The 24,217-nt window shown below is 48.3% G+C and carries 18 protein-coding genes; 11 read left to right on the top strand and 7 right to left on the bottom strand.

The annotated features are described in order from the left end of the window. Nucleotides 1–45: 45 nt before the first annotated feature. A complete protein-coding gene (locus AB4Z33_RS18550; RefSeq protein WP_442051333.1) occupies nucleotides 46–1,272 on the bottom strand; it encodes a peptidase in 1,227 nt (408 codons plus the stop codon). 188 nt (nucleotides 1,273–1,460) lie between these two features. On the opposite strand from AB4Z33_RS18550, the gene AB4Z33_RS18545 reads away from it, so the two are divergent. The 8 genes from AB4Z33_RS18545 (at nucleotide 1,461) to glmS (ending at nucleotide 11,492) form a co-directional block, all read left to right on the top strand. Further along, the gene (locus AB4Z33_RS18545; RefSeq protein WP_442051332.1) at nucleotides 1,461–2,627 is read left to right on the top strand and encodes a S1C family serine protease; all 1,167 of its coding nucleotides are present in this window, start codon (nucleotides 1,461–1,463) and stop codon (nucleotides 2,625–2,627) included. Between the two features lie 186 nt (nucleotides 2,628–2,813). After that, a complete protein-coding gene (locus AB4Z33_RS18540; protein WP_442051331.1) occupies nucleotides 2,814–3,737 on the top strand; it encodes an EamA family transporter in 924 nt (307 codons plus the stop codon). A gap of 11 nt (nucleotides 3,738–3,748) precedes the next feature. Continuing rightward, nucleotides 3,749–4,306 carry an RNA polymerase sigma factor SigW gene (gene sigW, locus AB4Z33_RS18535; RefSeq protein ID WP_442051345.1) on the top strand — a complete coding sequence of 186 codons (558 nt, stop codon included), beginning with the start codon at nucleotides 3,749–3,751 and terminating at the stop codon, nucleotides 4,304–4,306. 228 nt (nucleotides 4,307–4,534) lie between these two features. Then, nucleotides 4,535–5,173: an anti-sigma factor family protein gene (locus tag AB4Z33_RS18530; RefSeq protein WP_442051330.1), complete on the top strand. Its 639-nt coding sequence runs from the start codon at nucleotides 4,535–4,537 to the stop codon at nucleotides 5,171–5,173. Nucleotides 5,174–5,380: 207 nt separating this feature from the next. Next, the gene (gene cdaA, locus AB4Z33_RS18525) at nucleotides 5,381–6,229 is read left to right on the top strand and encodes a diadenylate cyclase CdaA (protein ID WP_442051329.1); all 849 of its coding nucleotides are present in this window, start codon (nucleotides 5,381–5,383) and stop codon (nucleotides 6,227–6,229) included. Then, complete coding sequence (locus AB4Z33_RS18520) at nucleotides 6,222–7,619, top strand: CdaR family protein (protein WP_442051328.1); 1,398 nt, start codon at nucleotides 6,222–6,224, stop codon at nucleotides 7,617–7,619. Before cdaA ends, AB4Z33_RS18520 begins: the two co-directional genes overlap by 8 nt. Nucleotides 7,620–7,681: 62 nt before the next feature. Continuing rightward, nucleotides 7,682–9,022, top strand: a complete 1,341-nt coding sequence (gene glmM, locus AB4Z33_RS18515; RefSeq protein WP_442051327.1) for a phosphoglucosamine mutase — start codon at nucleotides 7,682–7,684, stop codon at nucleotides 9,020–9,022. Nucleotides 9,023–9,659: 637 nt separating this feature from the next. Beyond that, on the top strand, nucleotides 9,660–11,492 hold the full coding sequence (glmS, locus tag AB4Z33_RS18510) for a glutamine--fructose-6-phosphate transaminase (isomerizing) (protein WP_442051326.1): 1,833 nt from the start codon (nucleotides 9,660–9,662) through the stop codon (nucleotides 11,490–11,492). A 310-nt stretch (nucleotides 11,493–11,802) separates the two neighbouring features. Here the strand turns inward: glmS and AB4Z33_RS18505 are convergent, their stop codons facing one another. Further along, nucleotides 11,803–12,573: an alpha/beta fold hydrolase gene (locus tag AB4Z33_RS18505; RefSeq protein WP_442051325.1), complete on the bottom strand. Its 771-nt coding sequence runs from the start codon at nucleotides 12,571–12,573 to the stop codon at nucleotides 11,803–11,805. A 33-nt stretch (nucleotides 12,574–12,606) separates the two neighbouring features. Next, on the bottom strand, nucleotides 12,607–13,545 hold the full coding sequence (locus AB4Z33_RS18500; protein ID WP_442051324.1) for a COX15/CtaA family protein: 939 nt from the start codon (nucleotides 13,543–13,545) through the stop codon (nucleotides 12,607–12,609). A 114-nt stretch (nucleotides 13,546–13,659) separates the two neighbouring features. Here AB4Z33_RS18500 and AB4Z33_RS18495 point away from each other — a divergent pair, with 114 nt between their 5' ends. After that, nucleotides 13,660–14,292: a TetR/AcrR family transcriptional regulator gene (locus AB4Z33_RS18495; RefSeq protein ID WP_442051323.1), complete on the top strand. Its 633-nt coding sequence runs from the start codon at nucleotides 13,660–13,662 to the stop codon at nucleotides 14,290–14,292. 249 nt (nucleotides 14,293–14,541) lie between these two features. Here AB4Z33_RS18495 and AB4Z33_RS18490 read toward each other — a convergent pair whose 3' ends face one another. Next, nucleotides 14,542–15,453 (bottom strand): SRPBCC family protein, encoded by a 912-nt coding sequence (locus tag AB4Z33_RS18490; RefSeq protein ID WP_442051322.1) that lies wholly within the window; start codon nucleotides 15,451–15,453, stop codon nucleotides 14,542–14,544. A 4-nt stretch (nucleotides 15,454–15,457) separates the two neighbouring features. After that, a complete protein-coding gene (locus AB4Z33_RS18485; protein ID WP_442051321.1) occupies nucleotides 15,458–15,970 on the bottom strand; it encodes a MerR family transcriptional regulator in 513 nt (170 codons plus the stop codon). Between the two features lie 391 nt (nucleotides 15,971–16,361). Between AB4Z33_RS18485 and AB4Z33_RS18480 the strand changes: the two genes are divergently transcribed. After that, a complete protein-coding gene (locus AB4Z33_RS18480; protein ID WP_442051344.1) occupies nucleotides 16,362–19,634 on the top strand; it encodes an immunoglobulin-like domain-containing protein in 3,273 nt (1,090 codons plus the stop codon). A gap of 101 nt (nucleotides 19,635–19,735) precedes the next feature. Here the strand turns inward: AB4Z33_RS18480 and AB4Z33_RS18475 are convergent, their stop codons facing one another. After that, a complete protein-coding gene (locus AB4Z33_RS18475) occupies nucleotides 19,736–21,493 on the bottom strand; it encodes a beta-galactosidase (protein ID WP_442051320.1) in 1,758 nt (585 codons plus the stop codon). A 174-nt stretch (nucleotides 21,494–21,667) separates the two neighbouring features. Here AB4Z33_RS18475 and AB4Z33_RS18470 point away from each other — a divergent pair, with 174 nt between their 5' ends. Beyond that, complete coding sequence (locus AB4Z33_RS18470) at nucleotides 21,668–22,561, top strand: helix-turn-helix domain-containing protein (protein ID WP_442051319.1); 894 nt, start codon at nucleotides 21,668–21,670, stop codon at nucleotides 22,559–22,561. Here the strand turns inward: AB4Z33_RS18470 and AB4Z33_RS18465 are convergent. After that, nucleotides 22,558–23,964: a carbohydrate ABC transporter substrate-binding protein gene (locus AB4Z33_RS18465; protein ID WP_442051318.1), complete on the bottom strand. Its 1,407-nt coding sequence runs from the start codon at nucleotides 23,962–23,964 to the stop codon at nucleotides 22,558–22,560. The genes AB4Z33_RS18470 and AB4Z33_RS18465 overlap by 4 nt on opposite strands. Nucleotides 23,965–24,217: the final 253 nt, after the last annotated feature.

Raw genomic sequence — 24,217 nt, 5'->3', positions numbered from 1 at the left:
CCGCCTCTTTTGTTGTGTATCTAGATAATATCTATCGAGCCATTATTATTCTGATTCATCTTCAGCGATGTCGCTCGTCACAATGACAAGTTCCGCATTCGTCATGCCTGGAAGGGAGTCCGTCATCTCTGCCGCATGGTAAGCGACGATTTTGCTGCCCGCAATAAGGCCTGTGTCGATACCGACAGGGTAGATCACTCTCGTTGCTTCGCCAATATTCAGGATAATATCGTTAGCTGTAGAATCATCGGAACCTACATTCACGTATACTTGATCTTTGCCTACACGATCGGATGCCGCGATTGTGCCCTCTACTTTATGCGTTTGAGCTGCCTTCACGACAAGCTTGTCGGCATGAGTCTGAGCAGGGTAGATCATCGTCATCACTTCGCCGTAATACGCCTCTACGCGCGCATCCTGCTTGAGCGCATCAGCCGTCAGCTTCTCGCCCTTCTCGTTCACGATCTCCGTCTGTTCGTCGACTGTCAGAATGACATAATTGACGCCGCCTTGCTCCAGCGAATTACCCATCACCGTCACTTGCTTGCCTGTAATATTCGTAATGATGCCATCCGTACCGGGAGGTGTCTGCTCCTCGATCACGGTGTTCACTACGACGTATTTGGTCGTTGATTGCGGTGGAATGCTCTTCGTCATTGCCGGGCCATAGATGGATTTGACCGACATGCCGGGCTGGATCACCTCTGCCTTAATCGCCTGTCCGTTCTGATCGAAGATTTGGACATTGTCTGCAAAATGAAGCACAACCGTTTCTTCGGATGCCGAGTAAATATTGGTTCCCGTTACGACAATGCCGTTATCTCTCATTTCGCCAACCGTTCCTTCGATACCGGTGAAGCTGTTGTCTTGAACGACAAGCGTCAACGCCGTTCCGCGAGCGGGAAGGCTCTTCGTAATATTAGGGCCGTAGAACGCCTTAACGACCATTTTATTATCGATGATTGTTTTTAGAGCGACGGTCTTGCCTTTAGCATTATAAATTTTCGTATCTTTCGTAATGTTAAGGATCATTTCACTTTGATCGTTAATCGCGAGCCCGCGACCTTTGACCGTGATGAATTTACCTGAAGAGTCGTTGATGAAGTCCGTAATCTGGCCCCAAACGGCCGGTACGACATTGGCTTGATTCAAGATCTGCCCTTGTCCCGTATGAATGGATGCCGGCGGGATATCCTGCGCGCTAGCAGTCAACGGTACGGCAGCAAGTGCCATAATGGATGCGGTTGCTAATACTTTGTACATTTTGTTCATCTGTCGTTCCTCCTGTTAGTAAGCGAGTATTTTACCTACTCATAGACGAGGGAATGATTGGAATGTTGCATGTTGTCTTTGAAAATCATTTTTCTTATGTTCAATTATAATCTGCTTAAGTTTGATTTAAGGTGCATCCTGCATGATAGAAACATAGCAAAGAGAACAAACGCAGGAGGATGATAAACATGAACGAACAGGACAAATATACTTCCCATAACGGAACAACGAATTCGAATATGCATTCACAGAACGAAGCAGGTACGAAGCCTAGCACGACTTATACTTACGACTCGCAGGCGCAAGGACAGAGGAAGCCGTCGGAGCTGCAAGCTTCTTATGAGAAGGAGCTCGGAATCCATATGGACCTCATGAACATGGGCGGCAGTAATCGCTCGAAGCGCAGCAGCCGGAATTCGACCCGAACGATGCTGGCATCATTCCTTATCGGCGCCATGGTCGTTGGCGGATTCGCATATGCAGCCGATCGAAACAACCTATTCAGCGGCGGCAGCACGGCGGCCGGCACGGGAACAACTTCTATCGCAAGCGGCGCAGCTCAGCAGGATGCGGGGCTTACGACTGCATCGCTAGGGACGAACGCTACCGTAGCGCAAATCTATGAGGCGACTAGCCCTGCAGTCGTGAAGATCGAAACCTATACCGAGCCAAGCAGGCAAAGCACGATGATGGACGACCCTCTGTTCCGCCAGTTTTTCGGCGGAGGGGGAAGAGGCGGTCAAAGCCAGCAGGAGCAGCAGCAAGAGCAGGAGCAGCAGCCGTCCGATGAGCAGAGCAGCAGCGAGCTCGAGCTTAGCGGCTCGGGTACAGGATTCTTTTTCGAATCCGACGGTTATATACTGACCAATGAGCATGTCGTATCCGGAGCGAAGGAAGTGAAGGTTACCGTTCAAGGTTATGACGAGCCGCTTACGGCGCAGGTAATGGGTACAAGCTATGAGCTTGATCTTGCCGTACTGAAAGTGACAAGCCCGGACGGCAAGGCATTCCCGTCGCTTGAGCTTGGCAACTCCGACGAGACTCGAATCGGCGATTGGGTTATCGCAATCGGCAACCCGTACGGCTTCGATCAGACGATGACGATGGGTGTGCTTAGCGCGAAGGAGCGCCCGATTACGATTGCGGACGAGCAGGGCGATCACGAGTACGAGCATCTGCTGCAGACGGACGCATCGATCAATCCGGGCAACTCCGGCGGGCCGCTTCTTAACGAGAAAGGCGAAGTCATCGGTATTAATACGGCGGTTAACGCCGAGGCGCAAGGCATTGGCTTCGCAATTCCGACGACTACCATAATGAACGTGCTGGATCAATTGAAGACGAATATGCTGTAAGCACAGCGGGCAATTCTATAGAGAGCAGCTGTCAGGAACGTAATGATCCTGGCTGCTGCTTGTTTTATTTGTCGATTGTAGGTCAAGCATAATTGTCCAATCCCCGACCTAGGTCGATTGCCGAGCCATTCTATAACGTTTATAATAATCAGAATGATTGGCAAGCAGGTGCAGGAGGAACGAAGGGTGAAGCAGTCATCATCTTATTGGTTTTCGGTTATTGTCGTGTTAATCGGTGCTGCTTGCTACGGCATATTATCGCCAATCGTCAAGCTTGCTTATGATGCGGGCTTCAGCTTCGAGCAAATAACGGTGCACCAAATCGGCATAAGCGTTGTCCTGCTGTGGCTGCTCGTGCTGCTTCGTCCGAAACTGTGGCGGAACCCTTTTCGCAGAGGAAAGTGGCTGATGCTGGCTATCGTCGGCATATTCGGCTTATGCCTCACTACGGTGTTTTATAATATGGCTCTACAGCGGCTGGAAGCATCTTTCTCAATTGTCTTGCTTTTTCAGTTCATGTGGATTACGATTTTGCTAGAATGTATACGCGTTCGAAGGTTTCCGAGGAAGCTTGCGCTGGCGGCGATTGCCGTCGCAATGGCGGGCACTTTGCTCGCGGCAGGTTTGTTCGAGGAAGCGGGTTTTGCACGGATCGATATCATCGGAGTAGGCTACGGCTTAGCCTCCGCTGTTACGTATAGTTTGTTTCTGTTCCTGACGGGACTGATCGAGACCGATCATGATCCGGTCATGAAGTCCGCGATGATGATGTCTTTCGGCTTCATAGTCATCGCTTTGCTCTACGGAGCAGGGTCATGGGCCGGCGCTGCGGAATGGGAAATGCTCGGATGGGGAACGGCGCTCGCGCTGCTTGGCAGTGTGATGCCGGCGATCTGCTTCAATGCAGGCATTCCGAAGATCGGAAGCGGGCTAGCCTCGCTGCTCGGAGCAATGGAGCTGCCGGTCGCTGTAGTCAGCGCATGGCTCATCATTAATGAGAAATTAAGCACAGGCAAAATAATAGGCATCGTCCTTATATTGATTGGGATCGCCATCGCCGAGCAATCAGCAAGGCGAGCGGTTGTACGCACGGAACGTCTGGAGGAGTAAAGGTGAATGTAATGGAGGCACGCTTGGCGCGCCTGTCGCTGAAAGGCGACCAGGGAGCGTTCGCCGAGCTTGTGAGCCTGTATCAGGATAAGCTGTTTCATATGGCATACCGAATGCTGAACAATCGTCAGGAGTCGGAGGACGTTGTTCAGGATACGTTTCTTCGCGTATACAAAAACTTGGACAGGTACGACGAGACTTTGAAATTTTCTACGTGGATATATAGAATTGCTACTAATTTATGCATCGATCGGTTAAGGAAGCGTAAGCCGGTTTATTCGCTCGATGCGGAATCTTCGGAGCACGAGGGACTCGACGGCTACTCGATGATTCCAAGCGACGACCGGACACCGGAGACGGAGATGTTGCTATCGGACACGCAGCGCATCATCCATCAAGCGATCGAGACGCTTCCTCCGAAGTACAAGACGGTTATGACGCTCCGGTACATGCAGGATTTGTCCTTGCAGGAAATTGGCGATATTATGGACATGCCGGTTACTACGATTAAGACGCGCGTTCACCGCGGCCGGGAATTTCTGCGCAAGAAGCTGGAGCACAAGCTGTAGGCTTCGTTACGGGCATTTGCCTATGGAAAAAAAAGCAGCATAAAAAAGTGAAACATCCTGTGATTCGCAACGTATCCTATAGCAAGCTTAAACGAGCCATGCCGATGATAGATGATCGTGGCTGTTTTTTCATGACATAATAACGACGTTAGCTGTTTACACTTGACGTTTTTTCACTCATCAATTACGAACTACTGCGGAAGCAATGGAAAGAAAGGACTGGCTGCTATGAATTGCAACGTCGCCATCGTATGGATGCATGACTATTTGGACGGCGAGCTGCCGCGTGAAGATATTACAGAGCTGAAGAAGCATTTGCTTTCATGTCCTGCTTGCCGTAGCCGCTTTGAGCAATTGGAGAACACGGAATCAGCAGCATTCCACTCTCTGTCGGCGGCAGCGCCGCAAACCGGCTACGACAAGCAAGCCTCTGAGCAATTAACGAACAAAATCATGCAGCAGCTCCCGTTAAAGAAAGCGAAGACACGGAACGGTTTCGTTCGGTTTATTTACCGATATCCCGGTGTTACGGCTGCAGCCGTATTTCTGCTCGTCATGCTTGGCAGCTTCTTCACATTGTGGGAGGAAGATACAAAGCTGGTCGTTGCGGGTGAGGACCTTCAATCTGTTATAATAGAAGGAAATACCGTAATCGTCCCGGAAGGCGCACATCTAACTGGCAATCTGACCGTGGAGAACGGGCGGGCTGAGGTGCTTGGCGAGATCGACGGAAACGTAACGGTCATCGACGGGACGCTGAACCTCGCATCGACGGGGCATATTGCAGGGCAGAGCCGCACAATCGATCAGGCGCTTGATTGGTTCTGGTTCAAGGTAACGCAGACGTTTGGCGGAATCGCCGATTAAAGCGTCATACCTCCCTCGTGCAGGGAGGTATTTTTGTGTACCGTATCCGTGCGAAGTAAACTTTTATCAAAATAAAGGATTTCCAATCCCAATTATAGAAAATAATAAAGTTGAATTCCGATCATAATCGATAGGAAGCCGAAGCGTAAGGCATAGTATCGGATCAGGTTGTGAAAAACAAGGTTATCGGCTGTTGGGGGTTGGCATATGAGCTATTTCTCGGATTTAACTTGGCATGATTGGTTGAAGGACATCATCGATGTAGGCATAGTCAGCTATATTATTTATAAAATGATTCTGCTCGTTCGTGGCACAAGGGCTGTGCAATTGCTTAAGGGTATCTTCGTCCTGGTCGGTACTTGGGCGATTAGCACCTGGTTCAATTTGTACACCCTCAAGTGGCTGATGAATCAGATGTTCACGTTCGGGGTCGTTTCGGTACTTATTATATTCCAGCCGGAATTGCGCCGGGTTCTTGAGCAGCTCGGACGGGGCAAGCTGTTCTCGCGGACGTATTCTTTGGAGCGGGATGCCGTAAGCGAGCAGGTGGACGGCGTTATCAAAGCGGTTCAGCATATGGCCAGCCGCAAGATCGGCGCTTTGATCGTATTCGAGCGGAGCACGGGCGTGAGCGAACTGATTGAATCCGGTATTCAGATGGAATCGCGGATTACTTCGGAGCTGCTCATTAATATTTTTACGCCGAATGCGCCGCTGCATGACGGAGCGGTCATTATTCGCGGCAATCAAATTATGGCCGCAGGCTGTTATTTGCCGCTCTCGGAAAATCCGTTTATTAGCAAGGAGCTTGGGACGCGCCATCGCGCTGCCATCGGGGTAAGCGAAGTGAGCGATGCGATATCGGTCGTCGTCTCCGAGGAGACKGGGCAAGTATCGTTGTCGTTGAACGGTATGATCGTGCGTGACATTAATGAGGAGTCGCTCATCTCTAAGCTGTTCGAGGAGCTGACGCCGAAGACAAGCCCGAAGAGTAAGGAGAAGTCGACTCTGTCGATCTCGTCGCTCTTCAAGCGGAAAGGAGGAGGCCGTGGATAAGTGGCTAAGTCATCCGACTGCAATGAAGATTTTATCGGTAGTGCTTGCTTTATTGTTATGGGCGGTCGTACATATCGATACCGATTCGTCGCCGCAGACCGTTACGTCGTCGATCGACACAAAGACGATTGAAGCGGCGAAGATTAACATCGAGGGACTCGATGAGGATAAGTTCGCCCTGACGGCAATGGAGCCGACCGTTGTGCGAATCGATGTGCAGGGTAAGCTCACCGATTTGCTGTCGGCTTCCTCCATTGATGATTATAAAGTAATAGTGGATGTGAAAGACGTAAAACCAGGCATACAGGAATTGCCCCTCGTTGTAAAATTACCTAAGGGCATTCAGCTCGTGGCAATGTCGCCGCGTACGGTAACGGTGCAATTGGAGGAAATCGTAACGAAAACGTTTGATCTGCAGGTCGTTGCGGAAGGTAAGCCTGCGGAAGGCTTTGTCGCTGGCGAGCCGGCCGCGGTAACGCTCTCGACGGAAGCTGCCGGACCAGGTATTGAGGTAACGCTGCCGAAGGACGATATGCAGCGCGTAGGAAGCGTCGTTGCGTCAGTCAATATTGAAGGCGCGGATAAGACGGTTACGGATAAGAAAGCGAAGGTTGTCGTTTACGATACGGACGGCTTAGAGATGACGAATGCCATCGTCGATCCAAGCACGGTCATGGTTGAGGTTAAGGTGACGCCGCCATTCAAGAAAGTGCCGCTGCAGGTTCGATACACAGGCACGCTTCCTGAAGGCGTCAGCATTGAATCGATTAAGCCGGAGATCGAAGAGGTTACCGTCTATGGCGATCAGAAAACGATCGATGCGCTGACGGTGTTCGACGGAGTCGTCTTCGACTTGTCGAAGGTGAAGGCATCGGGAACGTTCAAGGTGAAGACGCAGCTTATTGACGGCATTAAGTCCGTCGATCCGAGCGAGATTTCGATTAGCGTATTTGTCGATCCGACGGTAACGCGGACCTTTACTGGCATGGCAATTAATATGGAGGGGCTTGCGGAAGGGCTGACGGCCGTCGTGCGAGCGCCTGTGTCGGGCAAATACGACTTAACGGTTAGCGGAGCGGAATCGATCCTCTCCAAGGTGGAAGCGAATCAGATAACTATTACGGCGAGTCTCGCGGGGCTTGGGCCTGGCGTGCACACGGTTCCGTTAGATGTAGTTCTGCCTGCTTATGTGCAGACGGTAGCTGCGGACGGACAGCCGCTATCCGTGACCATTGAAATTGTGGATGATGGATCGATTGGAGCAGGTACGGGGGTTGAGACGCCGCCGGATGAGACGGGTACGACACCTAGCGTTACGCCGTCCGCAACGCCTGACCCGGGAAGCGGGAACGGCAATGCCGGCGGAAATGCTGCGAATAGCAGCGAGTAGCTGGTGGGATGAATGAGGCTACAAGTAATCGATAACATGTTGAACAAAGGGGCAAAATGAGAATGGGGAAATATTTCGGAACTGACGGAGTACGCGGCGTTGCAAATAGAGAGTTGACGCCTGAGCTAGCCTATAAGATCGGCCGTTGCGGCGGTTATGTATTGACAAGAAAAGCGGAGAGCCCGGTCGTCGTGATCGGTCTTGATACGCGAATTTCCGGCCCTATGCTGGAATCCGCGCTTATTGCCGGCCTGCTGTCGATTGGCGCGAACGTCGTGCGTCTAGGCGTTGTATCCACGCCAGCAGTCGCTTATATTACGCGCGAGCTTAAGGCGGATGCGGGCGTTATGATCTCCGCTTCGCATAATCCGGTTGAGGATAACGGCATCAAGTTCTTCGGCGGCGACGGCTTCAAGCTGTCGGATGACACGGAGCTTGAGATCGAAGCGCTTATCGATGCGGAAGTCGATGAGCTACCGCGTCCTGAGGGCGGCGAGATTGGCGCCGTATCCATCTATGACGGAGCGAAGCAGCAGTACTTGGATTATTTGAAAACAACGATCAAAGGCGATTTCATCGGCCTGAAGATCGTTCTAGATTGCGCGAACGGCGCAGCATACGAGCTTGCTCCGACTGTGTTCCGCGAGCTTGGCGCGGACATTATTACCGTAGGCGCGGAGCCAGACGGCCTTAACATTAATGCGGGCGTCGGTTCGACGCATCCGGAATACTTGCGCGAGGAAGTGCTGAAGCACGGCGCGCATCTCGGCCTTTCCTTCGACGGCGACGCTGATCGCTTGATCGCGATCGACGAGAAGGGCGAGGAAGTCGACGGCGACTTCATTCTGTGCATCATCGGCGATGCGATGAAGCGTGCGGGCAAGCTGAAGCATGATACCGTCGTAACAACGGTAATGGCGAATATCGGCTTTTTCAAAGGTACAGAGAATATCGGCTTAAAAACGGCTCAGACTTCGGTCGGCGACCGTTATGTCATGGAAGAAATGCGTCGCGGCGGCTACAACCTCGGCGGCGAGCAATCCGGCCATGTCATCTTCCTCGATTATATTACGACGGRAGACGGCATCCTGACTGCTCTGCAACTGGTCGACACGCTGGCTGCATCGGGCAAGAAGCTAAGCGAGCTCAAAGGACTTATGCGTAAGTTCCCGCAAGTGCTCGTCAACGTTCGCGTTGAAGACAAGAGCCTGTACCAAGGCAACGCTGCCATCGAGGAAGCTGTAAAGCAAGTTGAGAGCGAGCTTGGCGATAACGGCCGCGTACTTGTTCGTCCATCCGGTACAGAGTCGCTGATTCGCGTTATGGCGGAAGGTCCGGATAAGGATCAAGTTGAAGCTTACGTGGCTCAGATCGTGGACGTCGTTAAAAATGAGCTGGGTTAATGGTAAAGGCTGTTATTCTATGGAACGAGCGGCCTAATCAGGTGTCTTTTCTATAGAGTTTTAGAATAGGATCGAAGCTTTTTAGAGTACGGACCAGCTGGGTGGGTAACCCGGTTGGTCCGAATTTTTGCAGGCGAATGCCCATTATGGACATGTAAATGTCATACTTGGCGGCTGGTAAGTTGTCCATTTTCAGAAAACAGGTTGCAGATTGTATCTAGATTGAATATGATAGGTAGTATGATTCAAGAAGGAAAGCGAGGATAGAGGTTAAATAAGCAAGATAAGCGCCAGAGCTTGCGCGATGGGACAGCGGCTGAATAGAGTCGTTATCCATGCGGAAAGCTGACGAGGTGAAGGTGTTCGAAACATTCGGCGGGGACCTTCCGGTACGACAAGCCAACCGAAAGCTGCAAATCAAAGAGACCGGGCGACCCGTCTTACAAAATTGCAGCAGGCTGATATTGATCCCGTATGTCCAAGATGCTGCCTGCGGGGCGAGCACGGGCAGAAGGGTTACATTTTAATGCAACATAAGGGATTAATCTGTGACAACTTCATATTGTCTGTGCCGCACATTGGCAAGGCTGCATCCGTACGAAGGCGGGAAATACACCTTACGGAGGCTTATTAAATTATGTGTGGAATTGTTGGATATATTGGTAAACGGGATTCGCAGGACATTTTGATTGAAGGATTGAAGAAGCTGGAATACCGCGGTTATGATTCCGCAGGTATCGCTGTCTTCACGAAAAACGGCTTGGAAATTACGAAGTCCAAAGGACGTTTGGCTAATCTTGAAGATAAGCTAAAAGGAGATCCACTGGAAGGTTCGGTAGGCATCGGCCATACACGTTGGGCAACGCATGGCAAACCATCTGACGTGAACTCGCATCCGCATACGGACAACTCGGCGAAGTTCTCCGTCGTGCATAACGGCATTATCGAAAATTATTTGGATTTGAAGGATGAGCTGGCTGCGAAAGGTCACGTATTCGTATCGGAGACGGATACGGAAATCATCTCGCACTTGATCGCTGAAGAATACGACGGCAACATTGTCGAAGCGGTGCAACGCGCCGTGAAACGTATGCGCGGAGCTTACGCACTGGGCGTTTTGACAGAGTATGAGCCTGAGCGCTTAGTCGCTGTACGCTTTGCAAGCCCGCTTGTTATCGGTATCGGCGAAGGCGAGAACTTCATCGGATCCGACATTCCGGCGATCCTCGAGCATACTCGCAACGTCTACATTTTGGACGACGGCGAAATGGCCGTGTTGACACGTAATGGTGTCGAACTGATGACGACAGAAGGCGAAACTATTTCCAAGGAAATATTTCATGTCGATTGGGATCTAGTAACGGCGGAGAAAGCCGGGTTCGATCACTTCATGCTCAAGGAAATTTACGAGCAGCCGAAGGCATACCGCGACACCATGCTTGGTCGTATTGCCGATGACAACAAATCGGTGTACTTGAAAGAACTAACAATGACAGATGAATATATCAAATCGATTCGCAAAGTGCATATCGTAGCTTGCGGTACGGCGTACCACGCAGGTCTTGTCGGCAAAACGGTCATCGAGTCGTTAGCCCGCATTCCGGTAGAGAACGATGTCGCATCCGAGTATCGCTACCGTTCGCCAATTATTACGCCTGACACGCTTGTTGTCGTCGTAAGCCAATCCGGCGAAACAGCAGATACGCTGGCGGCATTGCGTGAAGCGAAGCGCAACGGAGCTCGCGTCCTGGCAATTACGAACGTAGTCGGCAGTTCGGTTGCCCGTGAAGCGGACGATGTGCTCGTAACTTGGGCTGGACCGGAAATCGCGGTCGCGTCGACGAAAGCTTACACTTCGCAATTGATCGCGTTCTACCTGTTCGGCTTGCATCTGGCAGGCGTGCTTGGCACGCAAGAGCAATCCGCTGTTGAGGAACTGATTGCAGGTTTGCATAAGCTTCCTGAGCAAGTGGAAAGCATTCTTGAGCAATCCAATGTGCTGAAACAAGTCGCAGAGTCGATCTCGCATCACAAGAGCCTGTTCTTCATTGGCCGCGGCGTAGACTATGCTGTTGCACAAGAAGGCTCGCTGAAGCTGAAAGAAATTTCGTACATTCACTCCGAAGCTTACGCGGCAGGCGAGCTGAAGCACGGTACGCTCGCGCTGATCGAGGACGGCATTCCGGTTATCGCGCTCGTTACGCAAGAAGCGCTGTATGAGAAAACGCTTAGCAACATCAAAGAAGTGAAAGCGCGCGGCGCACATGTACTCGGTATCGCTAACGCTGGTTTTGAAGCGGAAGCTGCAAAATCCGTCGACGAGCTGTTCACCATTCCGAAGACGCTGCCGGTTCTAACGCCAGCTCTGTCGGTCGTGCCGCTTCAGTTGATTTCCTACTACGCTTCGCTGGCTCTAGGCCATGATGTTGATAAGCCACGAAATTTAGCAAAAAGTGTAACGGTTGAATAGAAAAGCCTTTCTCGGCATTATTTGCTTCAATAGAATAAAGTGTTGTTCTAAACAATAAAGCTTGTTTTCGATTTTAAATTTGTCTTTTGAAACGAATGGAACTACTAATTTTAGTCCCGATGAGCCTAACGTCATCGGGACTTATTTTATCTCTAAGATGTTAGGGAGAGGTTGACTTGTCCACAATTAGTGAAAGAATCAAGAGAATAAGAAAGATACTTAAGAATAATCAGAACTCGTCTTGCCAAAGATGCTTCCTCCAGAAAACTCTACTTTTTGACCGGCAGCAGAGGAGAGGTGTTCTTCGACGTTATGGAGTCAGATTCATCTCCGCGAACCAATCCTGCAATGAATTAACGACAATCTCCAACTGCTTCTCTTCTTCAATGGCGGCGTCATTGTCTCCCTTTTGCTTCCCGTAGGAGCCGAATTGGCCGTGATTACCGCCTTCTATCCCCACATAAATGGTATCATCCGGTAGGTTAGTTTTACTGTTCTCCCAATCTTCTTCGTTCATCACTCCGTCATCCGTTCCCGTAATTTGCAAAACGGATAGCTCCGTATCTTTTATAGCGCCTTTCTCATCCGCATAGGAGGCTAAGAAGAATACCCCCTTAAGCGCATTGCTATGTTGAGATGCGTATCTTGCAGCAAATGAACCTCCCAAGGAGTGCCCCCCAATAATAAATGATTCATCTGGGTGTTCATTGAGAAAAGAATCGGCTTTATTTTGGCCGAAGATGGCTAAGTTTAGCGGCATATCCGCAATATAAACCCGATGCCCCAACTCAGCTAGTTCCCTAGCTAACGGCGAGTAGCTTTTGGGTTCTACCAAGCCACCTGGATAAAAAATGATATTAGGCTGAATGACGTTGCCGCCAGTTGGTTCAAATTTATAGCCTTCTTTTATCACTGTTACTTTAACCTGGCTATCGCTTTTAACAGCCGACTGGGCACGATCTGAGGGAGTATAAGTGATGGATTGTATATAGAAAAATAATGAAACGGCTAGGATAGCTGCCACTATACACCCGATAACTGCTATTTTGGTCCATTTCTTTTTTTTCACTGTTTTGTCCAAAAGTAAAAACCGCCTTCTATTTTTTTATTGTTTCTAAGATGATGAAGCTGGCTTCGCCAATTTCCAGACGATATAACTCATGTATGAAAGCAGACCGAAAAGAACTGCAATACTGGTCATATGAGCAAGCACTACAAACATATATACTTCTGGACGATCCACCGTCAGCATGAGACCAGCACCGCTAAAGACTTGGAACAGAATCAGAATCACAGAAATCACACCTAAAATGCTAAGCTCGCGAGCGTTCTTATAAGTTAGGTTTATCCACATAAAAAGTACAATAATCAAAGCAACAAGAAGAAAACCAGCTATGCGATGTATAAACGCGATTCCAACACCGCCTGATAAGTCTGGCACTATCGCCCCATTGCAAAGAGGAAACCCGGAGCATGCCCCCGCGGAGCTAGTATGGCTAACAAAGGCTCCTGTGTAGACAACCGCGTAACAATAAATCGTTAGAAACCATACGAAACGACGAAATCTCGGGCTCGTTCTCGGCATCCGATTAAACACAGTGAGCCCGCCTAAAATTTGCTCCTGCCTTGCTCCGAAACTCGTCATTAAAGAGCTGGCAAGGGATATAAAAGCAAACCCTAAATGAAGCGCCATGACAGGCGGAGACTGGGAGAATACGACTGCCAGCGCTCCCATCGCCCCTTGAATACTTACAAATACGAACGTTAATACAGAGAAGAATTGTAAGTCTCTGCGTTTTTTGCAATAAACAAAAAATAGAATGAGTGTAACGACCGCCAAAATTCCTGCTGTCGTGCTAACCAAGCGGTGCGTGTATTCAATTACAGAGGCTATGGTATGAGCGGGAACGAATTTTCCATGACATAACGGCCATTCATTCCCACATCCCAGCCCAGACTCGGTGCGAGTAACGATTCCTCCGCCAAAAGTGGCCAAGAACATAAAAATGGTTGTTAAATAACTAACTCGCTTCAATAACGCAATTCGCTCCAAATTCTAATCACCTTCTCTTTTTGTCTTTTGTGAAAGCCTTATGATTATTTAATTATATTTACCGGTAAATATAATTACAAGGCCACATTGATAAATGAAGGTAGTTGTCATACAATGTTCAAGAAGGTGATAATTATTAATAAMCAAACCCAACGGTCGCCTGGTAGACCAAAGCAAGCACAAGATGAATTATCCATACATGAAACGATCATTCATACCGCGTCCCAATTATTTATGGAAAACGGCTACGAACCTGTGACGCTTCAGCAAATCGCTAATGAATGTAACGTCTCAAAACCATCTATTTACTACCATTTCACCAGCAAGTCTGAACTATTCAAGATCGCCATCACTACGATGTTGAATAATGTGCACAACAACGTGTCGCGTTTACTTAAGGAATCGGACACTCTTGAAGCAGGGTTGCTGCGCGTTGCAGAAGCAAGAATAGCAAATCCTCACTCAGAAGTGGAGACGATTATAAAAGAGGCGGGGAGCTCATTAAGCGATGAGCAAATCCATGAAATAAGAATAACTGAACAACAAATCTATCAAGTGTTGTCGGATTACTTTAAAGACTGGATGGACAAGGAGATTCTGAGAACGGAGGATCCGCTGTTTCTTGCACACGCCTTTTCATCACTGCTTCTGATTAGTAACAGATCAGATTTAATGCAAAAATATGCTACCCGCAACGAACCAGCAAAAAAAGTCGTAGACATGTTTTTAAGCRGCACTCTGCTTTAAAAAAATATGCTGACTAAAGGACCTTGTATCTAGCAAGGTTTTTTTCAATTACAAAAAGCCGCGAGAGAAAATCAAGTATCCGCACCTGATTTTCTCACGGCCTTTGTTGTTGCATGGGGGCAGAAGAATATTAAAGGTTTAGAGTAGGCTGCAGGTTTCCGGAAAACACGACAAAAGCATCGGCCTAAGAACGTTCCAACGTTCTTAGGCCGATGCTTTTACGCGGCATGCTTTACTGCCCCGCGGTTTCTATAAACGATGCCCCTCTAGCACAGCCTGAAGACGGTCCAAGTTCTGCTCATTGCTGTCTGGGCAAAATGATTTCACTTGCTCGAATACCTTCTCGTCTTTGAACTGCTGTCTGAACGTCACGCGCGTACGACCGTCCTTCTCGGCAAATGTCGCCGTCAACCGGAACTCGGGAGCGTCATGATGCTCCAGTACGATGCGTTCTCCCGCCTCGATCTCGATGAACTTGATCTCGTTCGGATAATTCTTGCCGTCCGGTCCATGAAAGGTAAAGCGCCAGAAGCCGCCTTCGCGGAAGTCGAATTCGTGGAACGTACTCGTGAAGCCGTTAGGTCCCCACCAATGCGTCAACAGCTCCGGCTGCGCCCACGCCCGGTAAACCTCTTCCTTCGGGAAGTCGTACCAGCGCGCATGGGCATATTCCAATTCCCCAGGCACCAGCTCGGCATCGTCCTCCGTCGCAACGGGTTCTCCGCTCTGTGCAAGCGAATTGCCAAGCAGCTCCAGCAATTCCTTCGAGCCGTGTTCCCGATTCTCCACCGCATCGTGTCCGTCGAAGAAGGCGCCTTGCTCCGTAAAGGTCAGTTTCGTTCCGCCATCCGCGTCTGTAAGCTCGATCGTCGTAATGGATACCGAGAACCGCACGCCGTTAAGGTCCAACACGTATGTGTAAACGATACGCTCGAGCGGCACAATCTCCTGATAAGTAGCGTCGAAAGTGAACAAGCCGCCGTCCGGTGCCTCGCCGCTGCTGAATTCCCGTCCGCCTACCCGGAATTCGAACACTTCCGGCTTCGTGAACCAGCGTGCTTTGGCTTCAGCGACAGCCATTGCTTCGTACACTTGCTCCCTGGATGCCGGATACGTTTTTTCAATTACGAACGTTCCATGGCTTACATATGGTTGTTTCATGATCTTAATCCTCCTTGTTTTTTTGTTTTTTATGTTTGTTGTCATCCCCGCCCGCTAAGAACATCCCCAGCAGGCCAAAACGCTGCTCCCAGCTATGTTGACGATCCAGAATCGGCTTCTCGTAGTCATTTTTCATCGCTTGCAGCAGGGTGGTGAAATCGTCGACCGTCACCTGCTCCTTTCCTTTCATCAGCTTAGATACGTGCCTCAATTGATCCAGCAGCTTCTGCTGCCGCCTGATTTGCTCCTGCACGCGCTCGATCTGAAGGCTGACGACCTCGAGCGGATCGATTCCGCGCCCCGTCAGGGCCGCTTTTACCTCTTCGAGCGAGAGGCCCAACTCCTTCAGCGATACAATTCGATAGAGTCGCGACAAATCCTCGTCGTCATATAGCCGATGTCCCGATTCCGTGACATTCGTCGGCGAGAGCAGCCCGATCTGGTCGTAGAAGCGCAGCGTTCGCACCGTTAGACCCGTCAACTTGGCCAGATCCCCGACCTTCCAATATCGTTTCATTAATCATCTCCGATCTTTGTCGCTAGCTTGATCACCRGTAGCCTCATTATAAAACGTTACGTTACGTAAGGTGCAAGCGATTTGTTGAATCTTTTTAAAAAAAGGATTAAAGAGTTCGATGTGATTGACTACTGCAATGTAATTTTCGGACAATCGACAAAGGCTTCTCGACTTCTGAGAAAGTCGTCGTTAACTGTCGAACTATGCTGTTTTTCGGGGAGAAGTTAACTTTCGTTAATAGTACTAAATTAAATAGAATGATACAGTTAGATATATTAGGCAAGYACTGCTTTGTTAAATAACTTAGATTGGGATGAAAGGATGGTCTATTGGTTTGGATAAGAACAGATCTATTAACGCAAGGACGACATCTTGGATGGTCCGCCTTTTGATGGCCTTGATCCTTACAATTATACCGATATTGGCGGCGATTCCCGGGTCGGTGGCAGTCGCAGCCGATTCGATTGACCAATCAACCGGAGATGTGCCGGCTGGCTCGTTCCGAGCGGGCGGACGTGCTCAAAGCTTTACGGCGGGGGAGTCCGGCTATCTGAATCAAATTGATTTGCATATGATCGATTACGGGAGTTCGGGAATTGTGTTTACACTCAGTATTTATGCAGGACAAAGCGTGTCAGGAACGGTGCTTGCTTCATCGACTTTTGGGAGCAGGAACGTTCCAACTAGTACGCCTGGCCCGGTATCCGTATTGTTTGAACAACCGGCACAGATACAGGCTGGACAACAGTATACGATGAGCTTAACCGCTTCGATCGGCGAGACGCCGCAAACAGCGTGGATGACTCACACTACCAACGTATATGCAGGAGGAAAAGCTTATACCTCTACCTATCCCTATTGGTCTGACGAATATGATTTTGGATTTGCCACTTACGTTGGAGATGCTCCTAGGGATTTTACGACTACGCTCAGCACATCTCCGGTAACAGGTACATACGGACAAACAGTAATAATTTCGGGAACACTGACAACTCCGGATGGGCCGCTAGCCAATCGGGCAATTAATGTCTTCGTTAATGGAAGCTCTATAGGGTACGTAACGACGAATTCAGACGGTAATGCTAGTGGCAGCTATTCACTTAGACTAGCTGCGGGGAGTTATGAACTGAAATTATCGACTGCTGCTTCGTTCCCTTATCCCGCGGCGGAGCAAACGACGACGCTTACGGTTAACAAAGCCCCGCTTACGGTTACGCCTAATGATGCGAGCAGACCATATGGAACGTCTAATGGCAGTATGACAATAAGCTTGGACGGACTGATGACATGGGACGCAGCTAACTCGCTTGGGCAGCCGTTATTCTCGACATCCGCTGACGCAGCCAGCCCAATTGGAGAGTATTCCATTACAGCCAGTGGTTTGACATCCACGAAGTATGAAATTGTATATATGCCTGGGACTTTAACTGTGACACAAGCCCCCTTAACGGTTGCTGCTTCGAATCAAACCCGAGCCTATGGGCAAAGCAATCCGTCTCTGACGGRTTCGATCACCGGTCTTATGAATGGTGATACGATCCAGGCATCTTATTCGACAGCAGCAACTTTATCAAGTCGAGTAGGATCGTATCCAATCGTACCCGCCATCACGGATCCGGAAGATACGCTGAATAACTATCATGTGATCCTTGAGGAAGGCGAGTTGACGGTTACGAAAGCCGAACTTCTCGTTATAACGGATCCGCTATCGCGATGGATAAGAAATACGAATCCGCAGTTAAGCGGCAATCTTACAGGCGTTGTCTCGGGCGACTCCATTACGGCAGCGTATACAACGGAAGCGACGGAAGAGAGCGATGAAGGCGCTTATGATATTACTGCACAGCTTCTCGATCCGTTGAACCGTCTGTCGAATTATGAGGTGATCCCGAACATTGGCCAGCTAACCGTCTATGCTGCTCCTGAGCCGGTGTTTGCCACTGGAGAGACTGCTGCTGCAGTGAAATCGAATGTTGGGCTGCCAAGCAGGGATGCTGCTGGCCGTACGATTCGCTGGACGTCTTCGGACAACAGCCTGCTTGATGAAACAACGGGTGCTGTGCATCGTCCGTCTTACTCGGAGGGGGACTCAGCCGTCACATTGGAAGCAGCGGTGGATGCGAATCAGACAACTTATTCCGTCCTTTATAGTGTAACAATTACCAAAGCCGACATGACGGATGAAGAGAAAGTAGCCCAAGACTTGATGCTGCTCGCGATCGGTTACGCAGCCGGAGATGACGAAAAGCATGTGCGTAATGGATTGACGCTTCCAGTTACAGGAGCTAACGGCTCCGTCATTTCTTGGACCTCTAGCCGAACGGAGCTGATTAACCCTGTTAAAGGTTCAGTTTCACGGCCGTCATATGAAAAAGGAGACCAAAAGGTTACGCTTACGGCAACGGTAACCAATGGACTGAAATCGGACAGCAGACCGTTTCAAGTGATCGTCTTAAGGAATAATCAAACGGTTGGAGAAACGAACGAACCCGAGCAGCCTCAATCCGAATATTATATCGATTTCATCGCTGGAAATAATCAGAAGGAAACCATTAAACTATCACAATCCGAAGTAGAATCTGGACTAATTAAGGTTGATAGGGGTACGGCAAATGGACATTTCGAACTAAGCGGAGTAACGGTACGCCAGTTGCTCAAGTTAAATCCTTTGTTTACGATTCAAGTAACAATGTCCGGCGGCAGTATGAGCATGCCTTTCTCTGAACTGATTGCTGCAGCAGATACGCAGTATGCAGGCAAAGATGGAGATAAACTGAGTTTTGCGATTTATGCCGCCAAGAGCGAGGCTGCTGCTCCTTTATTGGCGGAACTGCAAGCCCGTGGTGCAGCATTATTATCCGGTCCTATTCAATTTAAGATTGTAATGAGCATTGGTGATGGGTCTGATGTGACCTTAGATTATCTAGGCAGCAGAGTAGAAAGGCGTATTGCGGTTTCCAATAGGAACGAAGATACGATTATAGCGGTATGGAACGAACGGCTTCAACAGCTGCAATATGTTCCGGTACGATATGAGAATATCGGAGGACATACGTATGCACTGCTGCCAGTTAGCAGCGATGGCTTGTACGTGAATATTGTTAATCGGAAAGCTTTTGCCGATATGCAAGATCATTGGGCTAGAAATGAAGCGGAGAAGCTTGCATCGATGCTCATCTTTGAAGGGAAAGGAGAAAACAGCTTCGATCCGAAGGCCGGCTTAACGCGAGCGGAGACAGCGGCGCTGCTGGTCAGAGCGCTAGGCATCCCGGCGGCGGATCAGCCAGGGACTTTAACCGATATTGCAGGTCGATGGTACGAAACGGCGATTTCATCCGCGGCAGCAGCTGGATTGGTGACCGGATACCAAGATGGAAGCTTCCACCCGAATGATTTTGTTACAAGGGAAGAGCTGGCGGTCATCCTTGCTAGAGCGATCAAATACGTCAGAGGGTCCGCTTCCAATGCTACGGATAACGGATCGGAGCTGCTGAATGATTCCAGCGAGGTGTCGATATGGGCTATCCAGGCTGTGCAGGAAATGATCGCTTACGGCATCATTAAAGGCGATCAAGCTGGCAATTTCAAGCCGCATCAAACCGCAACCCGTGCCGAAATGGCGATTATGCTGAGCCGACTGCTTGGCGAGCTTGGTTTTATGTAAAAATGCTGGCGTCTGTATAAAACAGACGCCAGCACTTCCGTGTAACGGGGGCAGTGAAAACATAGATAAAAGCCCAAAAGCTGAAGCGGATCTTAAAGCTATTACCCTAATTGAGGTTGGTCTACAAACTGTAATTCTAAGCTTTCTGTTCCGTCAATATCGAAGACGATGATTTCATTGCTGCCTTGACGCAGGAGCGGTGCAGGAACGTAAAGAGTCTGCTGCGGACCAACTCTCCAATATCTCCCCAAATTGAATCCGTTGACGTAAACGACTCCTTTAGACCATCCTTCCAGCTTCAAGAACGTGTCTGCCGGTGCATTTTCGATGTTCAATTCCGCACGATAGAATGCTGGACCAGTTGCTGTTTCTTTCTCTATCGCTGCAAAGGATAAAGGGTTCAAGTTATCGAGCGGCAATGTCCATATGGTCCATCCATATAGGAATTGATTGCCATGGCGAACGCCTTCGGTAATCCCTTTACGATCGGCTAGGTATGGTCCGTAGTTGATGCGCCCCATATTTTCAACGAGAATGGTTAGACGCGCTCCGCCAGTAGGCACTTCAAAATGGACTTTTTTGCTAGAATCCCATCTTTCGATGATCCCTTTAAACTCACCGTTCAAGTAAACGAGCGCCCGGTCATGGCAATCTTGAATAATGAGTTCCTTTTCTTCGCGCGGTCCGGAAATAAAGGTTTCATACACGATAAATCCGTTGTTCTGTCCGTAACGCTCCATCGGCTCCGGAGTGACAGCATGTATGGGCTCGGACAATTGGTGCAATTGATCTAACAACATGGCATGGCTAGTTGCAAGCACTGTTCCATATGCCTGTTTGGGCAAAGCTTTAGGAACTTCCATCTCGGGAAGATCTGTATATTTAGCAATAATATCGCGTATCGCAAAATACTTTTCTGTAGGATCGCCTGCTTCATTCAATGGTGCATTATAGTCATAGCTTGTAACRGTAGGCTCGTAGTGATCTCGTTCTAAGCCATTCGCGCCGCTGGTGAAACCGAAATTGGTGCCGCCATGGAACATATAAAAGTTCACAGAGGCGCCTAGTGAAAGCATATCCTCAAACACTTGAGCAACTTCATCACCGTTACGAACGTGATGTTCTTCACCCCAGTGATCAAACCAGCCATTCCAGTATTCCATACACATCAGCGGGCCTTGCGGTTGATAACGGCGAAGCACCTCGAAAGCTTCCTCCGCTCTTGAACCGAAGTTTGCCGTTTCTAATACGTTTGGAACCATACCTCCTTKAAGCATATGATTCTCTGGTCCATCGGAAGTGAATAATAGCACGTCAATGCCACGACTTATCATGGCTTGCTCCAAATATTGAAGATAGGCTGTATCGTTGCCATAGCTTCCATATTCATTCTCGATTTGCATGGCAATAATAGGGCCGCCGTTTGTGGAAAGCAGAGGCTTCAGTCTACGCAATAGCTCATCGTAATAGGCATCTACTTTATCCAGATAGGGGCGGTTCATACAGCGAAGCTGGATCTCCCGATCTGCAAGCAGCCATGCAGGCAAACCTCCGAATTCCCATTCTGCACAAATGTAGGGACTCGGGCGCACGATGACATGCAAGCCTAGTTCGCCTGCTAATTGAACAAACCGTTCAATGTCTGCCATACCTTCAAAATTGAATTTGCCAGGTGCAGGCTCATGGAAATTCCATGGAATGTAAGTTTCTACCGTATTAAATCCGCATGCTTTCAGCTTTGATAAACGATCCTGCCAGTATTCAGGTACGACTCTAAAATAATGGATCGCTCCGGAAAGCAAGCGAATAGGTTTGTTATCGAAATAAAAATGATCGTTTTGTACCGATAATACAGTCATCCAAAGTGACCTCCAATGCAATATGGTTATGCGTCAATCATGATACTTAATATATTAAGCGGAAAGAATAGGTAAACAAATGGACAAAAGAAGAGTAAATTTGACCTTTTGTATGGAATCGCGTTACGCTAGAATAGATGTCTAGACTATTGAACAATAGGAGGTCCATGTAACATGGATATTCATTATTCACTCCCTAACCTAACGAGTACGCTGCAGATTATCGGCTGTCATTTGGGGGATTTTCATCCTAATTGGTCTTTTCCTCGGCATCATCATTACCTTTTTGAACTATTGCATTGTAAACAAGGGGAGATAAGGCAAACGATAGGCGATCATGTATTTACGATTAGCAGCGGGGATTGGCTGTTAATAAAGTCCGGTATTTCACATGCTACTGAGAATGGTCCAACTTCCGTTTATCGTTTCTTTAATTTGCATTTCGATCTGGATGATCCCATCATACGTGAGAGGTTATGCAAGGCCGATTACGTGATCATTAAGGCAGAAGAGGCTGCGGGGCTATCGTTACCGACACATTTTAGCGCTATTGAAGAGGCGTTTTTGCACAATATTCGCGTCGATACCGTTGAAGACGACAAAGCCTTAGATCGCCTTATTATCCAATCTCACACCCTGGGAATCATTAGTGAGTTTATAAAGTACAGCGAAAAAGCACGCAGTCCGATTCCGATGAGTAACGAGAGTATGCAGAACGCCTCCGTATTTGAAACGGAGCTGGCTCATGCGATTGAAGAAAAACTACGCAATGAAAATCATGGGGCAATAGCTGGAATTGCAGCCTCATTAGGGATCAGCCGCGGTCGTTGCACGCATATATTTACGAAGGTTTACGGGCAATCGCCGCGACAATATAGGAGTAAAATGGTTCTTAACCAGGCGAAGCATCTGCTTGTGCATTCGACCTATTCGATGGAGGAATTAGCCGAACAGCTTGGATTTCAGTCCGCAAGCCATTTCTCTAGACAATTCCGCAGGTGGACAGGCATGGCGCCGAGTGCATTTCGACCGAAATTTGTTCGCTCTCAAAGAAATGAAGAAGGCTAGTATTGTTGTGCGTTCATATTGGCTTGAATATCTGCAAACGCGTTTTCTACTTGATTCATCCATTCCTCGGTGGTCATTTTTCCCGTCATAATCGGAGTGATGGCTTTTTTGAACAATTGATTTCTTATATCTTCTTTGGATTGCTTCGGAATAATATTCCATTCTTGCGTAATGGCCGTTGCCCCTTCATAAGCGCTGAACATTTCATATACGCCCGGGGTTAAGTAGTTTCTCGAAAGCTCTTGGGCTCCTTTGAGTGCAAAAGTACCGTTCGCTTTCTTAGCAAATAAGAGGACGGATTCCTCGGTATATAGAAACTTCAAAAACTCTTTTGCAAGCTCAGGGTTTTTGGCCTTGAGCGGAATAGAAAATTGTTCATAGCTAGAAAGAATATAACGTTCATCGCCTTTATTGAACACGGGAACGGGAATCATGCCGAATTCGAAACCGTCCTCTCTTGGAGAATCTTTCATTTCATTCTCCATCCACGAACCATTCACGATAAATATCGCTTTGCCCAGCATCATATCGGTTTGTGACTGGGTGTGATTAAGTCCGACTGTCCCCTCCATCAAATAACCGCCGCTTCCAAGCTTAGCTAATGTATCTAATACCTGTTTTACAGGCTCCGTCTTAAAAGAACCTGGTTCATATGAAAATATTTTTTTTAATTGTGCAATTCCAGCAGCATTCGCAAGTGAAGGGTACAAAATTTCTTCCAAGTATTCCGGATAGATTCCCTGATAAGTAAATAACGCGCGCTTTATTTTATTTCCATTCTCATCGGCTACATAATTCTCCTTTTTCTTTAATTCCTCGTCTAACGCGAAAAATTCACCCCATGTTTCAGGCAGCTTCCAACCTTTGTCCTTGAACAATTTTTTGTTGTAGATTAACCCCATTGGCGCAGCATTAGACGGAGCCATATAAATTTTCCCGTCTTCATAAGGAGTAAATCTTTTGCTTTCAAGGATGCCGGGGAGAATCATGTCCTTTAATTGCTGCACATGATCTAATGCTACGTCTTCAAACACGTCGGTTATATCCATTAACCCTTTTTCCTTCACTAATGAGGTCATAATCCCGCTTTGGTCGGTATCCGAAATCGCTAGAAAATCGGGTGGATTTCCTGCGACAATTTGAGGTCTAATTACATCGCCKATCCGAGGACTGATTGTCAGATGCACTTGCACTCCCGGATAAGCAACCTCGAATTTCTCCGTTATTTCTTTCCAGTATTCCAGACCGTATCCGCCTTGAAATACGGCGATATGCAATTCTTTGTTATTAGCTGCAGGTTTGTCAGAGGGAGACGTTCGATCTTTCATAACCGTTATTGTTGAAATAGCTATGATTCCTAGCAATGCTACCGCTACTAAGATGATGCTTGAATATCTTTGCATGCTAATCACTCCAACATTTTTATCATAAATAGACCCTTAACAGATTGATTATGAACATTATCCACGCAGAAGTACATGAATATTCCTGCGCAATGTATKAACAATTTTAACTAAAACTAGTTGTGGAATTATCATTAGTAGCTTTTGATTTTATGCGGAAAATCAATTGAAACATCAGCGGATAGATAATTTTGCAAACCGATGAGCGATCCTATCTACTTCAGCAAATGCTATTGAACAGTTTGAATTTTAT

Origin of the sequence: Paenibacillus sp. 2TAB19 (assembly GCF_052115185.1) — a bacterium.
Classification (GTDB): Bacteria; Bacillota; Bacilli; order Paenibacillales; family Paenibacillaceae; genus Pristimantibacillus.
Note: the sequence above shows the minus strand (reverse complement) of the source record. Positions and strands in the feature narration are given on the sequence as shown.

Excerpts from the sequence above, each read along its gene's own strand:
- AB4Z33_RS18550 (WP_442051333.1), bottom strand. The coding sequence starts at position 1,272 with ATGAACAAAATGTACAAAGTATTAGCAACCGCATCCATTATGGCACTT.
- AB4Z33_RS18545 (WP_442051332.1), top strand. The coding sequence starts at position 1,461 with ATGAACGAACAGGACAAATATACTTCCCATAACGGAACAACGAATTCG.
- sigW (WP_442051345.1), top strand. The coding sequence starts at position 3,749 with ATGGAGGCACGCTTGGCGCGCCTGTCGCTGAAAGGCGACCAGGGAGCG.
- AB4Z33_RS18530 (WP_442051330.1), top strand. The coding sequence starts at position 4,535 with ATGAATTGCAACGTCGCCATCGTATGGATGCATGACTATTTGGACGGC.
- glmS (WP_442051326.1), top strand. The coding sequence starts at position 9,660 with ATGTGTGGAATTGTTGGATATATTGGTAAACGGGATTCGCAGGACATT.
- AB4Z33_RS18490 (WP_442051322.1), bottom strand. The coding sequence starts at position 15,453 with ATGAAACAACCATATGTAAGCCATGGAACGTTCGTAATTGAAAAAACG.
- AB4Z33_RS18485 (WP_442051321.1), bottom strand. The coding sequence starts at position 15,970 with ATGAAACGATATTGGAAGGTCGGGGATCTGGCCAAGTTGACGGGTCTA.
- AB4Z33_RS18470 (WP_442051319.1), top strand. The coding sequence starts at position 21,668 with ATGGATATTCATTATTCACTCCCTAACCTAACGAGTACGCTGCAGATT.